Origin of the sequence: Cylindrospermopsis curvispora GIHE-G1 (assembly GCF_014489415.1) — a bacterium.
In the GTDB taxonomy this organism is placed as follows: Bacteria; Cyanobacteriota; Cyanobacteriia; order Cyanobacteriales; family Nostocaceae; genus Raphidiopsis; species Raphidiopsis curvispora_A.
The window spans coordinates 459311-476899 of the sequence record NZ_CP060822.1; the positions used below are offsets into that span (position 1 = coordinate 459311).

11 protein-coding genes are annotated in these 17589 nt (G+C 43.3%); all 11 read right to left on the reverse strand.

Going from position 1 to position 17589, the window contains the following annotated elements:
* Positions 1–191: 191 nt before the first annotated feature.
* Positions 192–9521 (reverse strand): cadherin domain-containing protein, encoded by a 9330-nt coding sequence (locus tag IAR63_RS18305; RefSeq protein ID WP_187706431.1) that lies wholly within the window; start codon positions 9519–9521, stop codon positions 192–194.
* Positions 9522–9533: 12 nt separating this feature from the next.
* On the reverse strand, positions 9534–10211 hold the full coding sequence (locus tag IAR63_RS02285) for a class I SAM-dependent methyltransferase (RefSeq protein WP_187706432.1): 678 nt from the start codon (positions 10209–10211) through the stop codon (positions 9534–9536).
* Positions 10212–10216: 5 nt separating this feature from the next.
* Positions 10217–11380 (reverse strand): glycosyltransferase family protein, encoded by a 1164-nt coding sequence (locus tag IAR63_RS02290; protein WP_187706433.1) that lies wholly within the window; start codon positions 11378–11380, stop codon positions 10217–10219.
* Between the two features lie 74 nt (positions 11381–11454).
* A complete protein-coding gene (locus IAR63_RS02295; RefSeq protein ID WP_187706434.1) occupies positions 11455–11664 on the reverse strand; it encodes a DegT/DnrJ/EryC1/StrS family aminotransferase in 210 nt (69 codons plus the stop codon).
* A 21-nt stretch (positions 11665–11685) separates the two neighbouring features.
* Positions 11686–12015, reverse strand: coding sequence for a hypothetical protein (locus IAR63_RS02300; protein WP_187706435.1), 330 nt, complete (start codon positions 12013–12015; stop codon positions 11686–11688).
* Positions 12016–12129: 114 nt separating this feature from the next.
* A complete protein-coding gene (locus tag IAR63_RS02305) occupies positions 12130–12312 on the reverse strand; it encodes a hypothetical protein (RefSeq protein WP_235678331.1) in 183 nt (60 codons plus the stop codon).
* A 310-nt stretch (positions 12313–12622) separates the two neighbouring features.
* Positions 12623–13960: a glycosyltransferase gene (locus IAR63_RS02310; RefSeq protein WP_187706436.1), complete on the reverse strand. Its 1338-nt coding sequence runs from the start codon at positions 13958–13960 to the stop codon at positions 12623–12625.
* Between the two features lie 391 nt (positions 13961–14351).
* Positions 14352–15338: a glycosyltransferase gene (locus tag IAR63_RS02315; RefSeq protein ID WP_187706437.1), complete on the reverse strand. Its 987-nt coding sequence runs from the start codon at positions 15336–15338 to the stop codon at positions 14352–14354.
* A gap of 13 nt (positions 15339–15351) precedes the next feature.
* On the reverse strand, positions 15352–16248 hold the full coding sequence (locus IAR63_RS02320) for a glycosyltransferase family 2 protein (RefSeq protein ID WP_235678332.1): 897 nt from the start codon (positions 16246–16248) through the stop codon (positions 15352–15354).
* Between the two features lie 206 nt (positions 16249–16454).
* Entirely contained in the window at positions 16455–17090 is a 636-nt protein-coding gene (locus IAR63_RS02325; protein ID WP_187706439.1) for a glycosyltransferase family protein, read from the reverse strand.
* Positions 17091–17268: 178 nt separating this feature from the next.
* On the reverse strand, positions 17269–17583 hold the full coding sequence (locus tag IAR63_RS02330; protein ID WP_187706440.1) for a class I SAM-dependent methyltransferase: 315 nt from the start codon (positions 17581–17583) through the stop codon (positions 17269–17271).
* Between the last annotated feature and the right edge of the window lie 6 nt (positions 17584–17589).

Consider the following 17589-nt stretch of genomic DNA (forward strand, 5'->3'; position numbering starts at 1 on the left):
TAATTACCCCATGGCAACATGATATCAGATTTGTTGGATAAGTCAAGGGTAAGCTCTACCGAGATAGCTTGTGGAGTAGACAAACCTCTCAAGAATCATGTTGAGACTAGGATGAAACAGGAAGTAGGTTCTAAAGTCCAGATCTGTAGGGGGAGACCGAGAATTCATTCCCGGTCTCCCTGACCTTAGCTTTAACCAAAGGAGAAGACCGTGTCATTGAAGTCGTAATCATTGACCCCTACACCAGCAGGTAAATCTTCGAATCCAAAGATATTGTTGCCAAAGCTCTTGATGTGAGCTGCACCGTCTGGGTTAGCTGCACCAAAGCTAAAGTAAGCAACTGGGAAAGAGGTATAGTTTTCAGCGGTGGCTCGACTATTATCAGCATTGAGTTGGAAGAAGGTGTTAATAGCATCCTGCATACTACCGAACAAGTTACCACCATTGGCAATGACGAAGGGAGCGTAAAATTTATCCCCGCCCACAACCACATTTCCAGTTATGCCATTTCCCGAACCCCCAGCTCGTACTGCAAAACTAGATACTGCTCTGTTTAAAGCAGCCCTAGCATAGCCAGGTTGTCCTGGAGCGATGCCATTAACTGCGCCTGTAGCATTATCTATTTCATAAAGACCAAATAGGTTATTAAAGGCTGCATCAGTGCTAACTAAAGTTCTTTGCAGAATATCCCTTGCTTGAGTTGGATTGTAGCCAGCACGGAAATTGAAGGACACATTATTAACAATACCAGATAGGGAACCAGCTTCTGAAGGAATTAAGGGGTCACCAGGTTGGACATCTGTTATTACGCCCGAATTTACTACAACTTTTGTTCCCGTCACATTAACCTTGACGTTTGCGGTTGCTGTTAAATTTCCTTGGTCAGAGATAGTATAGCTAAAAACATCATCTCCTGTGTATGCAGCATCTAAGAGGGTGTATTTTAGCTGATCACCAATGATTTCAACCTTGCCCTGTTTACCATCGGTTACGCCAATAATTTTCAGTTTATCACCGCTATCAGGATCAGTATCGTTCTTCAAAGGTTCAATGGATCCGCTAGTATCTCCAACAATGGCTAAAAAGTCACCAATAGCAGCGGGTGCTTCATTGACATCTTCAACCTTGATATCGATATCTTGGGTTACGGGAGGGGTGTTACCATCTCCGACTGTAACTTGTACTTGATAAATATTATTCTTGCCCGCATCCTCGGGTTTTTCAAAGTCTGGTGCTTTATTAAACGTCAAGTTACCTTGGGAATCAATGGACAGCAATTTAGCATCAACTCCTGCTAGGGCAAAGGTAATAACGTCTTCCGGTTCCGGATTTTGAACACTGATTCTACCAACTAATTTACTATTTTCACGAACAGGGAAGGAGACAGCAGAGAAAACAGGTGGTTCATTAACATCCTTAACACCAATAGTCAGCTGTTTCTCAAAGAACAGTCCACCTTGGTCGGTGCTGCGAACTCTAATGTTATAAGTATTCTTGGTTTCAAAGTCAAAGGCAGCAGCAGTTTTTAGTTGACCACCATCTATGGTAAAGGAACTATTATCGATAGAACCTGTTCCCGTAACTAGGCTATAGGTAAAGGTGTTGCCAGCATCCGGGTCTGTGGTAGACAAGTTACCCACCACTGTGCCAATTGCTTGATTTTCTGCAATGGTAGTAGCTGATAGGGTCAGGTCTGTGGGTGCTTCGTTAATGTTGGTGACATTAATGGTTAACTGTTTCTCAAAGAACTGTCCACCTTGGTCGGTGCTACGAACTCTAATGCTGTAGCTGTTCTTGTTTTCAAAGTCAAAGGCAGCAGCAGTTTTTAGTTGACCACCATCTATGGTGAAGAAACTGTTATCGGTAGGACCTGCTCCTGTAACTAGGCTATAGGTAAAGGTGTTGCCAGCATCCGGGTCTGTGGTAGACAAGTTACCCACCAATGTGCCAATTGCTTGATTTTCTGCAATGGTAGTAGCTGATAGGGTCAGGTCTGTGGGTGCTTCGTTAATGTTAGTAACATTGATAATCAAGTCCTGGTTAACAGTATTTTTACCATCCGTAACCCCGATTCGTAGGTTGTAAACGTTATTAATTCCCCCATCTCCTGGTGCTTCAAAATTAGGAGCAGCAACAAAGCTCAAGTTCCCTGTATTGGCATTGATGGTGAATAAACTTTGGTCTGTTCCCCCACTAATGCTGTAGGTAAGAGGATCACCATCCGCATCGGTAGCAGTAATATTTCCTACTGTGGTACTGTTTTCTGCCACGGAGAAGTTGGAGCTGCTAGTTATCACCGGTGGATTGCCAATTTCTACCACATCAGTGACATTAACGGTAACTGTCTGGGTAGCGTTTAAACCCCTAACATCGGTGGCGGTTACCGTTACACTGTAAGCATTGGTCCCCGCTGCACTACCTTTCGCCTCAAAATCAGGGGGAGTTTTAAAGCTAAGGGCGCGAGTAATGGTATTAAAATTAAACTTGGTTGCGTCTGCTCCCGATAGGGTGTAGTTAAGAATATCCCCCCCATCTGGGTCGGTAGCAGGATCGATGGTTCCTACAGTAGTGCCATTCTCCGCTACAGGGAAAGTGGCGGTAGTATTGGTAAAGCTGGGCGCTTCATTAACGTTGGTGACATTAATGGTTAACTGTTTCTCAAAAGACAGTCCACCTTGGTCTGCGGTACGAACTCTAATGCTGTAGCTGTTCTTGGTTTCAAAGTCAAAGGCAGCAGCAGTTTTTAGTTGACCACCATCTATGGTGAAGAAACTGTTATCGGTAGCACCTGCTCCTGTAACTAGGCTATAGGTAAAGGAGTTGCCAGCATCCGGGTCTGTGGTAGAGAAGTTACCCACCACTGTGCCAATTGCTTGGTTTTCCGCAATGGTAGTAGCTGATAGGGTCAGGTCTGTGGGTGCTTCATTGACATTAGTTACTGTGATTGCTACTGCTTGGGATGTGCTTAAACTGCCATCACTAGCACTAACGGTAATGTCATAAATATTGTTGCCACCACCATCACCGGGAACTTCAAAGTTGGGTGCGGTTTTGAAGGTAACTGCTCCTGTACTGCTGTTTATATTAAACAGTGGGGCGTCAGTTCCCAATAGGCTATAAGTAAGGGTGGCTCCAGCATCTGGGTCTGTGGCTAGAACGGTGTAAGCAGTACCTGTTCCATTTTCTGCAAAGCTGGCTGTAGCTGAACTGGTAATGGTGGGTGCTTCATTGACATTAGTTACTGTGATTGCTACTGCTTGGGATGCACTTAAACTGCCATCACTAGCACTAACGGTAATGTCATAAATATTGTTGCCACCACCATCACCGGGAACTTCAAAGTTGGGTGCGGTTTTGAAGGTAACTGCTCCCGTGGTGCTGTTTATATTAAACCGTGCTGCGTCAGTTCCCAATAGGCTATAAGTAAGGGTGGTTCCAGCATCTGGGTCTGTGGCTAGAACGGTGTAAGCAGTACCTGTTCCATTTTCTGCAAAGTTGGTTGTAGCTGGACTGGTAATGGTGGGTGCTTGATTGACACTAAGACCGGCTAATCCGGGGTCAACTATGATGCCATTAGCTAAACCGTCCCGATCCCACTTATCGCCATCTGTGAGGGTGAGGGTGAGGACAACCTGCTCACCTGTCTGCCACAAGTTATCGTTGTTTCCACCCTCGACCCTAAATGCATAGAGATCGTTGCCGTTGTTATCTGTAAACGCTTTAAACTGGTTGTCTGTGCTATCTAGTTTATAGTAAGTCCATCGGGTTAGGGGAGTGTCGTTAGCTGCTAAGCGAGATGCTACGTTTGCTGGCAGATAGAATTGAGTTGTGACAGTTGCACCAGGTCGAACTCCGGACACTGTCATTGCTAGGGGATCGGCAACTGGTGTAAAGCTGGATCTAGGGGGAGCAGAAATAGGGGTGCTGCTGCCATCTGATCCGGGAATGGTATAAGTGCCGTCTTGGCCGGTTTCAAACTGTTCAACACCCTGGATGGTACCTGTGGAAGTGTTAAGACCAGCTCCTGTTCCTTTGTCGGCAGTATCAGCACCGGCATTGAATTCGTCGGCGGTACCATAGGTGAAGACCAGGGCATTGGGTTGGCTGGTATCTACTCCCTGGAACTCCACACCCAATGCCTGAAGGTTACGCAGCACGTCAGCAGTTAGTCCCCCGGGCTGGGAGGCATCAATAACGGTAGGAGCGGTGCGATCAGCTAGTACCCCTTGAGAAATGAACAGGGTGCGAGATGTTTTACCTATGCCAATCTGGTTTCCTTCAGTGCGGGTGAATCGGGCGGTGACTTGGTTGTCCTCATTGCCCACTAACCAGGTAAGATCTGCTGCAGTGAGGGTGTAACTCCAGGCAACCGGACTGGTGGTACTAGTACTAGCATCACTTATCCTATTTCCATCCGTATCAACCGCAAGTCTTGCTACTCGGGTCTGTCCCCCAAATGTAAGGGTGACAGAGGTGTTAGGGCTGGTGACTGTACCAGTGAGGGTGAGTCCTCCAGCTAGGCTGCTAGTATCGTTGTTCACAGGAAACTCTTCCACTGAGGCAATGTCATCCCCGTTGGATGTCATGGCATCAAAGCTACCACTGGCTACCGGTGGTGGCGCAGTTTGGATGACACTAGTTGCTGCAGAGTAGATGGTGCTGGTGAAACCCTGGAGGTCGGTGTAGGTGATTTGCACTCGCAGGTTTTGGTTCAGATCTTCATCTGTGACGACATAAATGGCTTTGTCACCATCTTTTAAGATGTTATTCCAACTACTATCGTTGTTAGAGCGTTGCCATTGGTAAATCACATTGGTACTGTTGGGATCTAGCCCATCCAGGTCTCCGACCACGGAACCAGTTTTTAAGGTTGCCCCAAGCACAAAGCTGGGCTGGCTACTCTCAGGAGCAATGGTGATGGGACTGACAGTTCCTACTCCGTTGTCCACGGTCTGGATAAACAAGGCTGGGGTGGGAGTACCATTGAGCAGCAGACGCACCTGACGACCACCTAGGTCGTTTTTAGTCTGGAGAGAGGCCCTGGTTTCTCCGGCTAAATCTTGCCAACCCGTGCTGGAGCTGAACACTTGCCACTGCGATGTGGCAGGCTGGGCGGAAAACCATGTAATTACAACTCCCTCGCGGGCATTACGAATTACATTGGTGGTGGGACTTGATGTGATGGTTTCAGAGAATCCCTGCTGGTCAGTGTAGCGGGCAACAACACGCAGTGGGCTACCGGATACTGTGTCGGCAATTGTGTAGGTCGCACCTGTGGCAATATCAGACCATTCACCAACTGTTCCACGAACTGAAGTGGTGGCTGGATTTTGCCGCTGCCAGGTGTAGGTTACGCCACTGGGGGGAATACCGTCAGCATCAACTAGGGTGCTGGCGGCTGTGAGAACTTGACCAACTACTAGGAATCCATTAATACCAATGCTACCTGTGGGCAGATCATTGACGGGTCTAACTTGACCAGGTATGTTATTAAGACTGCCCACTGGGGTAGGGACTATTTCTGTGGTGCCGCGCAAATCCGTATAGGTGGTGACCAGGCGCAGACGCTGACCCGACTGGGCATCACCTGGGGTGAAGGAGCGACCGGTGGCGTTGGTGATGTTATTCCAGTTGTTACTGTCAGTGGACTGTTGCCATTGGAAACTGAAGGGGGTGGTGGCGTCAATTCCATCAGCATCGCTAATGCCACTAACATTTACTGTTAGGGTGCTGTCTTCCTGGGCTGCACCATTCACCAAACCACTAAAGGTGGGGATGCCTTCTGGCTGGTCATTGACATTAACCACTGGGGCAGTACCTTTGGAAAGGAGGGACGAGCTGAGACCAGTGGGGGTAACAGCTACGGTGATCACCTTGCCCACATGATCGTCACCTGGTGTGAATAGGTCACTGTTGGCACCAATGATAGCCACCCCATCCGCATACCACTGATAGGAGAATTGCACCCGTCGTATACCATTGAAAGTAATCTGGGTTGTCCAGGGATCAGCCACTAAGGTGACGTTTTCTTGGGCAATCAGATTACCGCTGGCATCTACACCCTCCAGGGCATTAGTGGAAAGAATTGACACATCTCCAGTAAGGAGTTGGTCAGCGCTAATAACTGCTAAGGAGTTGGGGGATAAGACACGTTCTACAGTCCCACGTTGATCTGTGTAGGTGACCTGGACAGTTAAGGTCTTGTTCAGGTCGTCGTCGATGGGGGTATAGGTGGCATTGGTGGCACCCGTAATGGAAACTCCGTTGGCAAACCACTGGTAACTAAAGGCTCGTACCGAATTAACCTCATCATCTGGATCAACTAAACTCCTGGTGTCAGCAGAAAGGGTTACTCCAATGGCTGGAGTCCCTCGAACTGTAACTGATCCGGTGGGCGCATCGTTAACATTCAGGATGGGGGTGGTGGCAGTGGAGGTGACGGTTTCTCGTGTGCCTAGACCATCTATGTAGTTTACTCGTACCCGCACCTGGCGACCAACCTGATTCTGGGTGAGGCGGTAGGTATTGCCAGTGGCATTGGGGATATTGTTCCAGGTAGTTCCATCGGTGGACTGCTGCCACTGGTAACTGAAGGTACCAAATCCATCCAAATCCGCTATGGAGCTAGGATCGGCTGTGAGCAACTCACCCTGGGTAAGAGTACCACTAATGGTGGGTTGACCAGTGGGCCCATCGGGTAGGTCAATGACTAACCCGGTTGCTGTGGAGAACAGGGTTTCTTGGGTTCCCCTACCATCGGTATAGGTTACCCTCACCCGTAGAGAACGATTCACGTCTCTCTGACTGGGATTATAGGTGGCAGCATTAGCACCGGTGATGGCTTCCCAGGTAGTGTCGTTGAGCCGTTGCCACTGGTAATTGAAAGTACCAAGTCCATCAATGTCGCTGATGCCGTTGGTGTTGGCAGTGAGGGTCTGTCCCTGGTTCGGGACGGTGACCCCAATTGTAGGATCCCCCAGGGGCGCATCGTTGACGTTGAGGATGGGGTTAGTAGCAACCGAGGTGACGGTTTCCGAGAAACCTCCGTTGTCGGTAAAGGACATGGTAACCCGTAATCTTTGACTTACCAGGGTCTCTGTCAAGTTCAGCCTTGCAGTTGTGGCATTGGGGATATTACTCCAGGTAGTACCATCGGAGGACTGTTGCCACTGGAAGGTGTAGTTGGTAATGTTGCCCTGGGAATCACGCTGAATCGCTGGTGCGCCATCTAAATCGGTGATAGAGTCAAGCTGAGCTGTTAGGGTTTGGTTCTGAACTATTGCCCCTGTTAGTATTAAGGCCAGGGCAGGGTCGTTCACATTCAGTACAGGCGGGGTGGCTGGGGAGCTGATTTCTTCGTTGGTCCCTCCACCATCGATGTAGCGAACCCGTACTGCGATCGCCTTGCCTACTTGAGGTTGACCTAGGGTCAGGCGATCGCCTGTGGCACCACTAATCACCTGGCCATCAGCTAACCATTCGTAGCTCAAGGCTCCTATACCATCACCATCTCGAATACCGCTAGTGTTGGCTACCACAATCTGGTTTTGACTGGGGGAACCAGTGAGGGGATTTCCGTTCAGGGTCAAGACTACTGCCCCTTCCACCGGATTGAGGTTGCTATTACTGACCAGTGCAGTTGCACCCGATTCGCGAGTTTCTAAGGTGCGCTGGGTTTCTGGTCCTCCGGGATAGTCGCGATAGCTTACCCGCACCCGCACTCGGTTATTGACCTGGCTATCTCCTAGAGTTAGGTTACTACCAGTGCCACCAGATATATCACTCCAGGTATTACCATCACTGGATTGTTGCCACTGGTAACTGAAGGTACTAGTGTCTATACCGTCGGCATCGCTTAACCCTTGAGTAGAAACACTGAGAACCTGTCCCTTAGCTGGTGTACCTATGATTTGGGGCGTGCCACTGGCAGGGTCATTGATGTTGGCAACCTGGGTCGTGGGGTTAGAAGTTAAGGTTTCCCTATTACCATAACCATCAGTGAAGGAAACCAAATTACGGACTAACTTGCCAACCTGGTCTTGGCCCAGTCGCAGGCTGGTGCCAGTAGCACCACTGATGGCGGTCCAAACAGAGTTATCACTGGATTGTTGCCATTGATAGCTGAAGCTACCTAACCCATCCAGATCGCCAATACCACCGGTGTTCACGGTTAGGGTCTGTCCCTGGGTGGGAGTGCCTGTAATTTGCTGACCACTCCAGGTAGGGGTATCGGGGCGATTCTGAATTAGGTTAGTGGGGTTGGAGATGACGCTTTCTAGGTTGCCCCCCTGGTCAGTAAAACTCACTTGCACCCGAATCACTTTGTTGATATCCGTGGCAGCTAACTGGTAGGTGGGGGTTGTAATACCCGTAATCTCCTGAAACAGACCGGGATTGCTGCTGCCATCCACCGATGCCCGGAACCACTGATAACTAAAACCACTTGCGGGCAACCCATCCACATCGCCAATACCACCGGTGTTCACGGTTAGGGTTTGGCCCTCTTCCAAAGTGCCAGTAATTCCTGGTTGCCCGGTGGCAGGGTCATTCACAGCAGTGAGATTGATGGTAAATGTGGCGGGAGAAGAAACCCCATCTCCCTGGTCTAGGACCCGGAATTGGAAGGTAGCATAAGGCCCATTGGCATTAGCTGCGGGGCGGAATCGCAGGGCACCTTGGCTAATTTGTTCCCGTGTTACTTGCAGGGGATAGGTGACAGGGTTGCCATTTAGGAGCAAACTGCCAGCTGTGGGGGGGGCGACAATCTGCACTGCTTTGAGTGAGTCCCCACTGTCCACATCTGTGAAGGCAAAATCCGAGAGTTGGAGGGTGATATCCGTGTCTTCTTGTCCAGTGCGACTGGTTGATGCGGTTGTGGGCGCATCGTTCACATTTTGCACCACCAATTTAAAGTTATAGCTCCCCAGCAGGTTGTTGCCGCTATCCAGTTCATTGAGGCGTAACTGCACCGCTTCTGCAAAGTTGGTAGGTGGTGTACCACTGACTTGCCTGGTGCTAGGATTGAAAGATATCCAATCAGGACGGGGCGTGCTATCTAGGGATAATAGCTGATAACTTACCGCTCCAGAACTGCCTACCACCGGCAAAATGAAAGAGTTAATTGAACTCTCTTCCTGAGTTATTTGGTCGTTGAGGGACTCCCGCAGGTCTCGGATATTGATGGTGAAGGCTTGATCTCGGGATAGCCCTCCTTGATCTGTAGTGCGAACATTAATGCGGTAGTTGGATTTGGTTTCAAAGTCTGGTGAAACAGATAATCTTAACTGTTCACCAACAATGACAAAGCTACTATTGTCTACATCTACCCCACCTGTTCCTGAGACTAGGGTGTAGGTGAAGCTTTGGGGACTGGCATCCGGATCCGTGCTGGAAAGAAGACCGACTAGGGTTCCCACCCCTAATAACTTCCAGTCTTCATGGGTTTGATGAAGAATACTATCAACGGCATTAGCCAAATAATCTTGACCATTATAAACTGGTATAATAATAGATATTGTCATAAGTTTAATAAATCAAGTGGGAGAAACTTCTATTAACCACACTATTGTAAACAGTTCAGGCATAATTTTAATCATCAAGTTTCTTAATTTAACTAAGGTATCTTGTTTTAGCACTTTAGATAAATACTGTTCAAAAGGAATCATGCCTTCTGTCGGAATTAATTGAACTACTTGATAACCCGATTTCTCAAGCAAATCTTTCCAAGTATCAGCCGTGTAAAAATGTAGGTGTGTTCTGTCCATAATTCCACTCTCGGAATAATTCCACCTTCCTAGCAAAAGATTTTTACGAACTGCCCAATAACCCACATTCGGTCCTGTTATAATAACCTTTCCATCAGGTTTGAGCAAAGATTTTAAAGACAAAAGAATTTTCTCTGGATAAACAAAGTGTTCAACAACGTCCATAAGAAGAATAACATCAAACTTTTGGTCTATATTTTTTTGAATATCTATATTTTCAATATTGCAACATAAAACTTTACATCCTTTTTCTACGGCAACTCTTGAGGCACTTTCATCAATTTCTATGCCGAGAACATCATGACCATTTTGCATAAGGAATTGAGTAAAGTATCCAGTATGACATCCGATTTCTAAAATAAAACTTTGAGGTGGTAATCGGTTAGCAACTTCAGCATATTTACCAACTATTCCTAAAGAAAAATCTCTGTTGTAGTTTTGTGCCATTTGAGCTATGTCCCTATATTTTTAATTATAGTTTCAAACTGATTTTCATAGTTCCACTCATCTAAAATCCGCTGTCTCCCCCGTTCTCCCATCACCCTCATTTCTGTAGGATGCTCTAAATACCAACGTAAAACATCAGCGATACTATCAGCATCTTCAGGATTACAGGCTAAACCATAACCTGGTTCTACATACATCTGTTCCCAGTCGGGTAGACTTGACACTACCAAGGGTAAACCACAAGCTAGGTAGTCAAAAGGCTTATTAGAAGCGCCTGTCATAGAAACTAAATTAACATCGTCGCTAGTAATTGGCATAAAAGCAAGACCGATATCACTTTGTTCAGACCATTTCAATAGCTTTTTTCTGGGTAAAGCCTCAATAAGCTGTAGCCTGTCAGTGAAACCTAATTCTCTAGCAACGACCTTTAATTTATTTACATACCCTCTAGACCCCAAGGTTTCATATCCAATCACCCTCAATTTAACTTTTTTTGGCAATCTAGATATCGCATCTATTACAGTCATGGGTAGCCTTTCTGGTACAATTGAGCCGTGATATAATACCCAAATATCATTATCATGTCGATACTGTAAGCGTTGAGAAACTACCTCCTCCTTATCGGGACAATTCCAAACACAAAAAACTGGTTTATGAGTCCTAGTTTGGCTCACAAACTTCTCTAATCTTGCTTGATTAGGCAAAATTGAGAAATTAGCAGCACTAGCTAACTTGATTCGCGCCTGTGAACACCAACGTAGAAACAAACTCTCGGGGGTAGTAGTGGGCGAATCATGCTCATGGTAAATCACCTTGACTTGGGGCAAAAAAGTTAATATGTAAGCCAGGGGACAGATTAAAATATCCGAAGCATAGATCCATTGGGGTTCCCAACGCAACACCCACATTACCACCCACAGGCAAAACTTAATATAATGCAATTTCTGTCGCCAACCAGGACGACAAAAAGGAATTTGATATACAGTAATCTGAGGGTGTGGGGCAAATTTCAAAGCATTTGCTCCCTCTGCTCCCGTGCCTAAAAATAGAACTTCCCATCTATTACTTCCTAATATGCGTGAACTATGTTCTAAGGGAGGATAGCCTGCGGGGTTGGTGTATTGGATATATAAAATGCGTTTTAATGGCTGTTTTTTGTTGTAAGTCATCTTAATCCTCTAATTGTCTCGATAGATAGGGAATTTTTTTAAAGGCAACTCTCCATTGTTTATGAATAATATTATTAAGAACCCAAAAACCTATTAACACTTGTAACAATGGCTTCAATTTGTGAGAATTCTAGTTGCGGAAACATAGGCAATCTTAACAAACAATCCGAAAGATGATTGGTATTTTCCATGGAACCGTGAACTTTTGTCAGGCGATGACCTGCTGGAGAACTATGTAGCGGAACATAATGAAACACCGCATTAATCCCCTGAGATTTTAGCATCTTACAGCGATTTTCATGTAGTTAAACTCCAAAATAAGATAAGCTATAATAAGGGTAATAAACTAAAAAGGATGATGCAATCACAGAAAAATAACCTTCATTCCCACCAACATCCAAAAAGCTATCATTCGGACGTAAGAGGGTTTGCAACAAGCGAGTCATTGAAGACTCATAAATTCCCTCAGATAAAAGGGTATAACCGAACACAGAGACAGGATCTGCAAAAAATGTGTAACCAATACTGGTAACTATATTTTGACGCCTAATTTGAAGAACATTTTTGATAAAGCTACCTAACTGGGCAGGACGAATACTTAATAAAGTTTTGTAATATTCTGTTGAATGAGTCATATTTTTGATGTTTAGTATTGTCGACTATGTCTTAACTTAGTGGCTAGTATTTCTAGTCAATTCATACTGATATAAAGTCCGCTCTATAGTATCTACCCAAAGCTACCCAGACCTTTACAGATATGGACTACCTACTTCCTGTTTCATCGTAGTCTCAAGATGATTCTTGAGAGGTTTGTCTACTCCACAAGCTATCTCGGTAGAGCTTACCGTTTGATCCGAACGAATCGGAATATGAATTCCTTCAAACCATCGTTCTAGATTTTTTGCCGCGATCTCTGTGTTGGGTGTGTCCACATTCAGGACAAACGTAAACTCGTTAAAAATGCTTTGATACTCAAGTCCTCAATTTTGATAACGCTGTGGTTTTTAGCGAGATCATAAGTGAGTTACCCAGTAGCATTATTTCACCTCATCAACTGCTATACTCTCAATCAACTTTTTGTTTTTGTGACTTCTAGCGCCATAAAGATGACTCGATAACACTTGAATCAAGTCTATCATGTCCTTGTTCAAAATTGATTTCTTTATTGAACTTAACAATAATATACACTACATTTTATGGACATTTTGGTAAATTTGTCAATATCTGGGCAGAAATTTTCTTTCAGTTTTTAGCCCCCGTCTTTTGATAAATTAACTTCATCTTCTGAGCTACCATCTCCATGGTTGGAGGCGGAGTAATTCCAGACTGGAGTCGACCTAACTGCTCCCTGTTATCACATAGAAACTGTAATTCCTGACCCCAAGCTTTTATACAACCAGCTTCAACAAGTATACCATTAACATGATGCTCCACTAACTCTCCAATACCTCCTAAATTGGAACCAATTACTGGAATACCCGCAGCAAAGGCTTCTAAAACCACCATTGGTCCTGTTTCCAACCATTGGGAAGGAACCACAAGTAAGTCATAATTTTTCATGGTTTTGACGACTTGCGCTGGTAACACGGGGGTTTTCCAGTTAATTCGGTGGTCATTGCGGGATAAATGTTGAATTTTTGCTTGGTAAGAATCACCAGAGGTAGATTGGCAAATACCATAAATATCCAAGGTAGCATTGAGCTGGGGGTGAGCGATAAAAGCTTGAATGAGAATATCAATTCCCTTGGTGGGATCAAGACGACCAAAAAAGACCAACCGCAAGGGTACACCAGATACGAGGGAGGAAAGGGGTGAAAATTCCCCTGTTTCTAGGAGAAGTTCTTGACATAATCCTTGACGAATAACCACAATTTTTTGTTGAGGAACCTGGTTAAGGATTAAAACCTTTTTGACCCAATCACACACAGCGATAATATGATCAACTTCTAACATTAAAGATTGAAAGGCTTGGGTACGAGAATTAACTAATTCTCTCATTTGTAATGCAGTCCAAATACCTCCACTCAGACCAATTCGTGTGAGAGTTGCGCCGACTATGGGGGGTAAGTTGCTAATTATCTGAGCGGTGCTTGAACTTATCCCCAAGCCTTGAAGAGTACAAGCGGTACATTGAGATAATTGAATTTGACCACTACACACTTGATTTCCCCACTGTAATAAGGTACCCCGTTGACAGCTAACTGTAGGGGTATGATAGGTAAAGATGACTGGTATTCCCCTCGATTTAGCTAACCTAACTAGGCGTAGAGATACACCACGGGTGAAAGCATGGAGATGGATTAAATCTGGTTGTTCCGCATCCAGGATTTTACTAAACTCCATAGCGCCCAGTTCATCTCCCTGTCCATAGATTTCTTTGAGATGTTTCACCTGGGGGGATATGGCAAAGCGCCTCACAGGGGTTTGGTTATAGATGTAAGATTGATTAGTTGCTGCTGGTGCAGCGATGATGTTGGTAATTCCCTGTTTAGTTAATTCCCTGGCTAATGCTTCGACATAAATTTCTGTGCCTCCCATGGGATCTGGGTGAAAGCAAAAGGGAAGATGAATAATTTTCATGAAAAATTTTTATATGCTTCTCACTTTGGCAGCAAAACATAATCCCTAGAACTGGTCCAATTAAACTCAAAATATTGGACTATCCCCTCTTTAGTAAGATTATATAAATTGTATGATTGATGCAAAAATTCTAGAGAGTTTAATTTTCCTTCATACATACTTAATACTTCAACTATAATTGTTGGCTTATAACGAAGGATAAAATTTTTCATCCCTGACAAAACCTCAAATTCCAATCCCTTTAACACCTGTTGCTTAATTTTGTGGAAAGGTAAAGGTTCTAATATGAAACTCAGAAAGTAGACATATATATGACTCAAGATAATTGATTTAGACACCAAGGAATGGAATAAAATAGCATTATTTTTTAGAAAATTTTTAAAGTTAAACATCAAGAAATTATCCTTTTCACTTTCCGATAAATTAAAGCGATCGCTTCTGCTTGTTCATAACCTAACCATTTTGACAATTGGCGCAATCCTTGGGGACTGGTAGGAATGTATTCTTGATCAATTCTACGGATTCTAGTTAATACTTCGTGAAATTTATTGTGATCGTGTTCAAAGAAAAATCTAGCTAATTGTCCATAAATCTGTAAGAAAATATTTAATTCATTTTCGCCTAATTGCGAAGCATCAATTAAATTTTGCACGTATACAGCGTTTTCATAACAAGCATTACAGAACTCCAATTTTCTAGAACTGGATAAACTTTGACTGTTACCCACCCTATAAAAAAACAATGGTTCTTTACTAGGAAAAACTATAAAGTTAGAGTTTATTTTTGATAAATCTATTAAAAATCTCACATCTTCAATCAACCACTGATCTTCTCTAAAACCTCCAGCTTCTAAAAAAGATTGTCTATTAATTAATCCAGACATTAAAGGGACGAATCCATCATCTTTGATTAGTGAAAGAGGAATAGGATTGCTAAAATGAGGCTGGTAAATGCAAATATCTTTTCGATGATTCCAATCAGATTCCCATGTTACCCTTGCCCAATTTGAAGTTATGAAGCTAGGAAAATTATTTTCTAATGCGAAGTTATATTGACGAATGATTTTAACGGGATTAAACCAGTCATCAGCATCTAATAATTGAATATATTCACCTTGAGCTTTTTCCACTCCTCGATTACGAGAGTAACTCGGTCCATAATTTTGGTCAAGGAAAATAAATCTTGTTGTGATTGAAGAAGAAACTTGTTGCTCTTTAAGATACAGAGTTTGTCTTAGGGATTCCGATTCAGAAGAAAGGTTATCAACCACAATCATTTCTACTTGATAAGGAAACCAATTAGATTTCCACAAATAATCGAGTAGTGGAAGTAACAACTTTCCTTGTTGATAGTTGGTAATAATAATACTTACATCCATAATGTACAAAAAACTACGAAGTGAGAATTCGTTTTAAAGCCCCCATCGTGAACCTTGTCCATCGAATCTGAGGATCTCTAAAGGACTTAAAAATTATATCCTTTGACCGAAGTAGTTTATTCCCTTGAATAGTTAGTTGTTCGGAAATATATCTATTCCAACTTTTTTTTCTATTTCTCAATTTGATTAAATGGTGAAGTTTATAATATTTTTCATCTTTGAGTAAATTATTTAAAACAAGATCTCTTTCATGATCAAAACCTTTTACATAGTTGATCGTTTTTGACACATTATGAAGTCTAAATTGAGCTAATACCATTGAAGTATAATTGATATTGGGAAATAAGTATAAATATTTAATAGTCAAGTCCCAATCAAAACAGTAGTTATAATTGTCCATAAGCCCACCAATGTTTTTAACTAAATCTGTTTTTAACCACAATCCTGGTTGCTGAAAAGTTATATTTTTTACGTCTCTTACAATATTGTAAGAAGATAGGTTATTATTGGGGATAACTTCTACTTTATTGTCATTGTCATGAAAATTCAAAACTTGTCCACCCAGGGCATCTGCATTTTTAATCTCTTGAGCAATGGATTTTAAACTTTTTTGAGATAAAATATCATCAGAATTAATCCAGTTAAATATCTTCCCTGTCGCTTGCTCAAATCCCTTATTAATCGCATTTGCCTGTCCCCTATCCTTCTCACTCACCCAATAACTTAACCATGGCTCATACTTTTTAATAATCTCGACGGAATCATCTGTACTACCACCATCAATCACAATATATTCCAAATTGGGATAACCCTGAAGCAACACAGAACGAATGGTTTCCTCAATAAACTGCCCGTAATTATAGTTAGGAGTAACAATACTAATTCTTGGCCATTCCCCGCCATCGGGCATGGTATTAGGTAATCGTTCCGTTTCCTCAGTCCAAGGCCAACCGGTTTTCCCCGGTGGAGGTGGTGGAAGCTCGCTTAATTTAGGACATTGCATAGACATGACTCCGCTTTTCTATTACACATACAGTTAACATACAGATTGTATCTGCCAATAACTGGCATATTTGGATCCTAACTCCAGTAATTCCTAGATAACATTGTAATCCTCTAAAACCTATAGTCTTCAATCTTCCAATACCCATCCGGATGATCTGAATCAACGCGGACAATTTTTTGAGCATTATATCCCCATCTAGATATTATGGAACTTCTTAACTTAGGTATTTTCCTAATCTGGTGGAATACTCGGTTTTTTCCTGTCTTAATATAATAATTTAAATTTAAGTGCTGACGCATAGCAAGCAAAGCTAAGGTGGCTTGTGATATGTATTCTTGAATATTTTTACTTTTTTGGTAGTATTGAGACCTAAAACCACCTAGAGGTGACGCTGTGCCATATAAGTTAGTATGAAGATAGAAGCGACACCATAATTCAAAGTCGCCAGCAAGCTTGAGGTTGTTATTTAAGCAACTTCCTGACCTTACCCATAAACTCCTACGCCAAAACGTGGATTCCTGCTGAATCCAATACCCTACACCATTAGTAGGCAAGTAGTACCCATCCAGGAATGCATCAATTGAGAATCCTGGAGTATTGCCAAATCCTTTACAAAACCCTGAATAATCGTAATGACCAGGGTAAAGAGTTGTTAACCATTCTACAGTAGGTAAGGAGTACATAATGTCAGCTACTGTTTTTAATGCCCAAGGTAAATACATATCATCACTATTTATCCATGCCATAATTTCGCCTTATTTGTAAGAATCAGATAGAAAGAAAGGAGGTTGCAAATCATGGACTTGACAAACTGAGTCAATAGTAACAACTGGCACTTTGATTTTACTACTTTGAGATGGAGCATGTGAAGCTAACCCTCCGAAAGGATTCAGAAGCATCAAAATATATTTCGCATTCAATGTCTCATGCTGCTGCGAGGATAAAGTCAACCTTTTTTTGTGATGATTTAAATTCTTGTAATGCACTCAAGTGAATTGGGTTGGCTTCAATCAAGTAGTAAAAAGCCCATGGAAAATAGGCTTTGACAACTTTAGTCCACTGTCCATCAGAAGCACCAATATCAATCACAGTCTTAATTTTAATGTCTTTAGTAGTAATTCTCGATAAAGCTGATTGCAAGGACAAATCCTTTGTCAAGCTTGTCTTGGGGATTTTTTGAAGACCTAGTCTTTTTAATATTAGTTTTACAATAATAACTATTAATTCGGGACGTTGCATAAACAA

Coding starts and splice junctions, on each gene's coding strand:
- IAR63_RS18305 (WP_187706431.1), bottom strand. CDS start 9,521: ATGACAATATCTATTATTATACCAGTTTATAATGGTCAAGATTATTTG.
- IAR63_RS02285 (WP_187706432.1), bottom strand. CDS start 10,211: ATGGCACAAAACTACAACAGAGATTTTTCTTTAGGAATAGTTGGTAAA.
- IAR63_RS02290 (WP_187706433.1), bottom strand. CDS start 11,380: ATGACTTACAACAAAAAACAGCCATTAAAACGCATTTTATATATCCAA.
- IAR63_RS02295 (WP_187706434.1), bottom strand. CDS start 11,664: ATGCTAAAATCTCAGGGGATTAATGCGGTGTTTCATTATGTTCCGCTA.
- IAR63_RS02300 (WP_187706435.1), bottom strand. CDS start 12,015: ATGACTCATTCAACAGAATATTACAAAACTTTATTAAGTATTCGTCCT.
- IAR63_RS02310 (WP_187706436.1), bottom strand. CDS start 13,960: ATGAAAATTATTCATCTTCCCTTTTGCTTTCACCCAGATCCCATGGGA.
- IAR63_RS02315 (WP_187706437.1), bottom strand. CDS start 15,338: ATGGATGTAAGTATTATTATTACCAACTATCAACAAGGAAAGTTGTTA.
- IAR63_RS02320 (WP_235678332.1), bottom strand. CDS start 16,248: ATGCCCGATGGCGGGGAATGGCCAAGAATTAGTATTGTTACTCCTAAC.
- IAR63_RS02325 (WP_187706439.1), bottom strand. CDS start 17,090: ATGGCATGGATAAATAGTGATGATATGTATTTACCTTGGGCATTAAAA.
- IAR63_RS02330 (WP_187706440.1), bottom strand. CDS start 17,583: ATGCAACGTCCCGAATTAATAGTTATTATTGTAAAACTAATATTAAAA.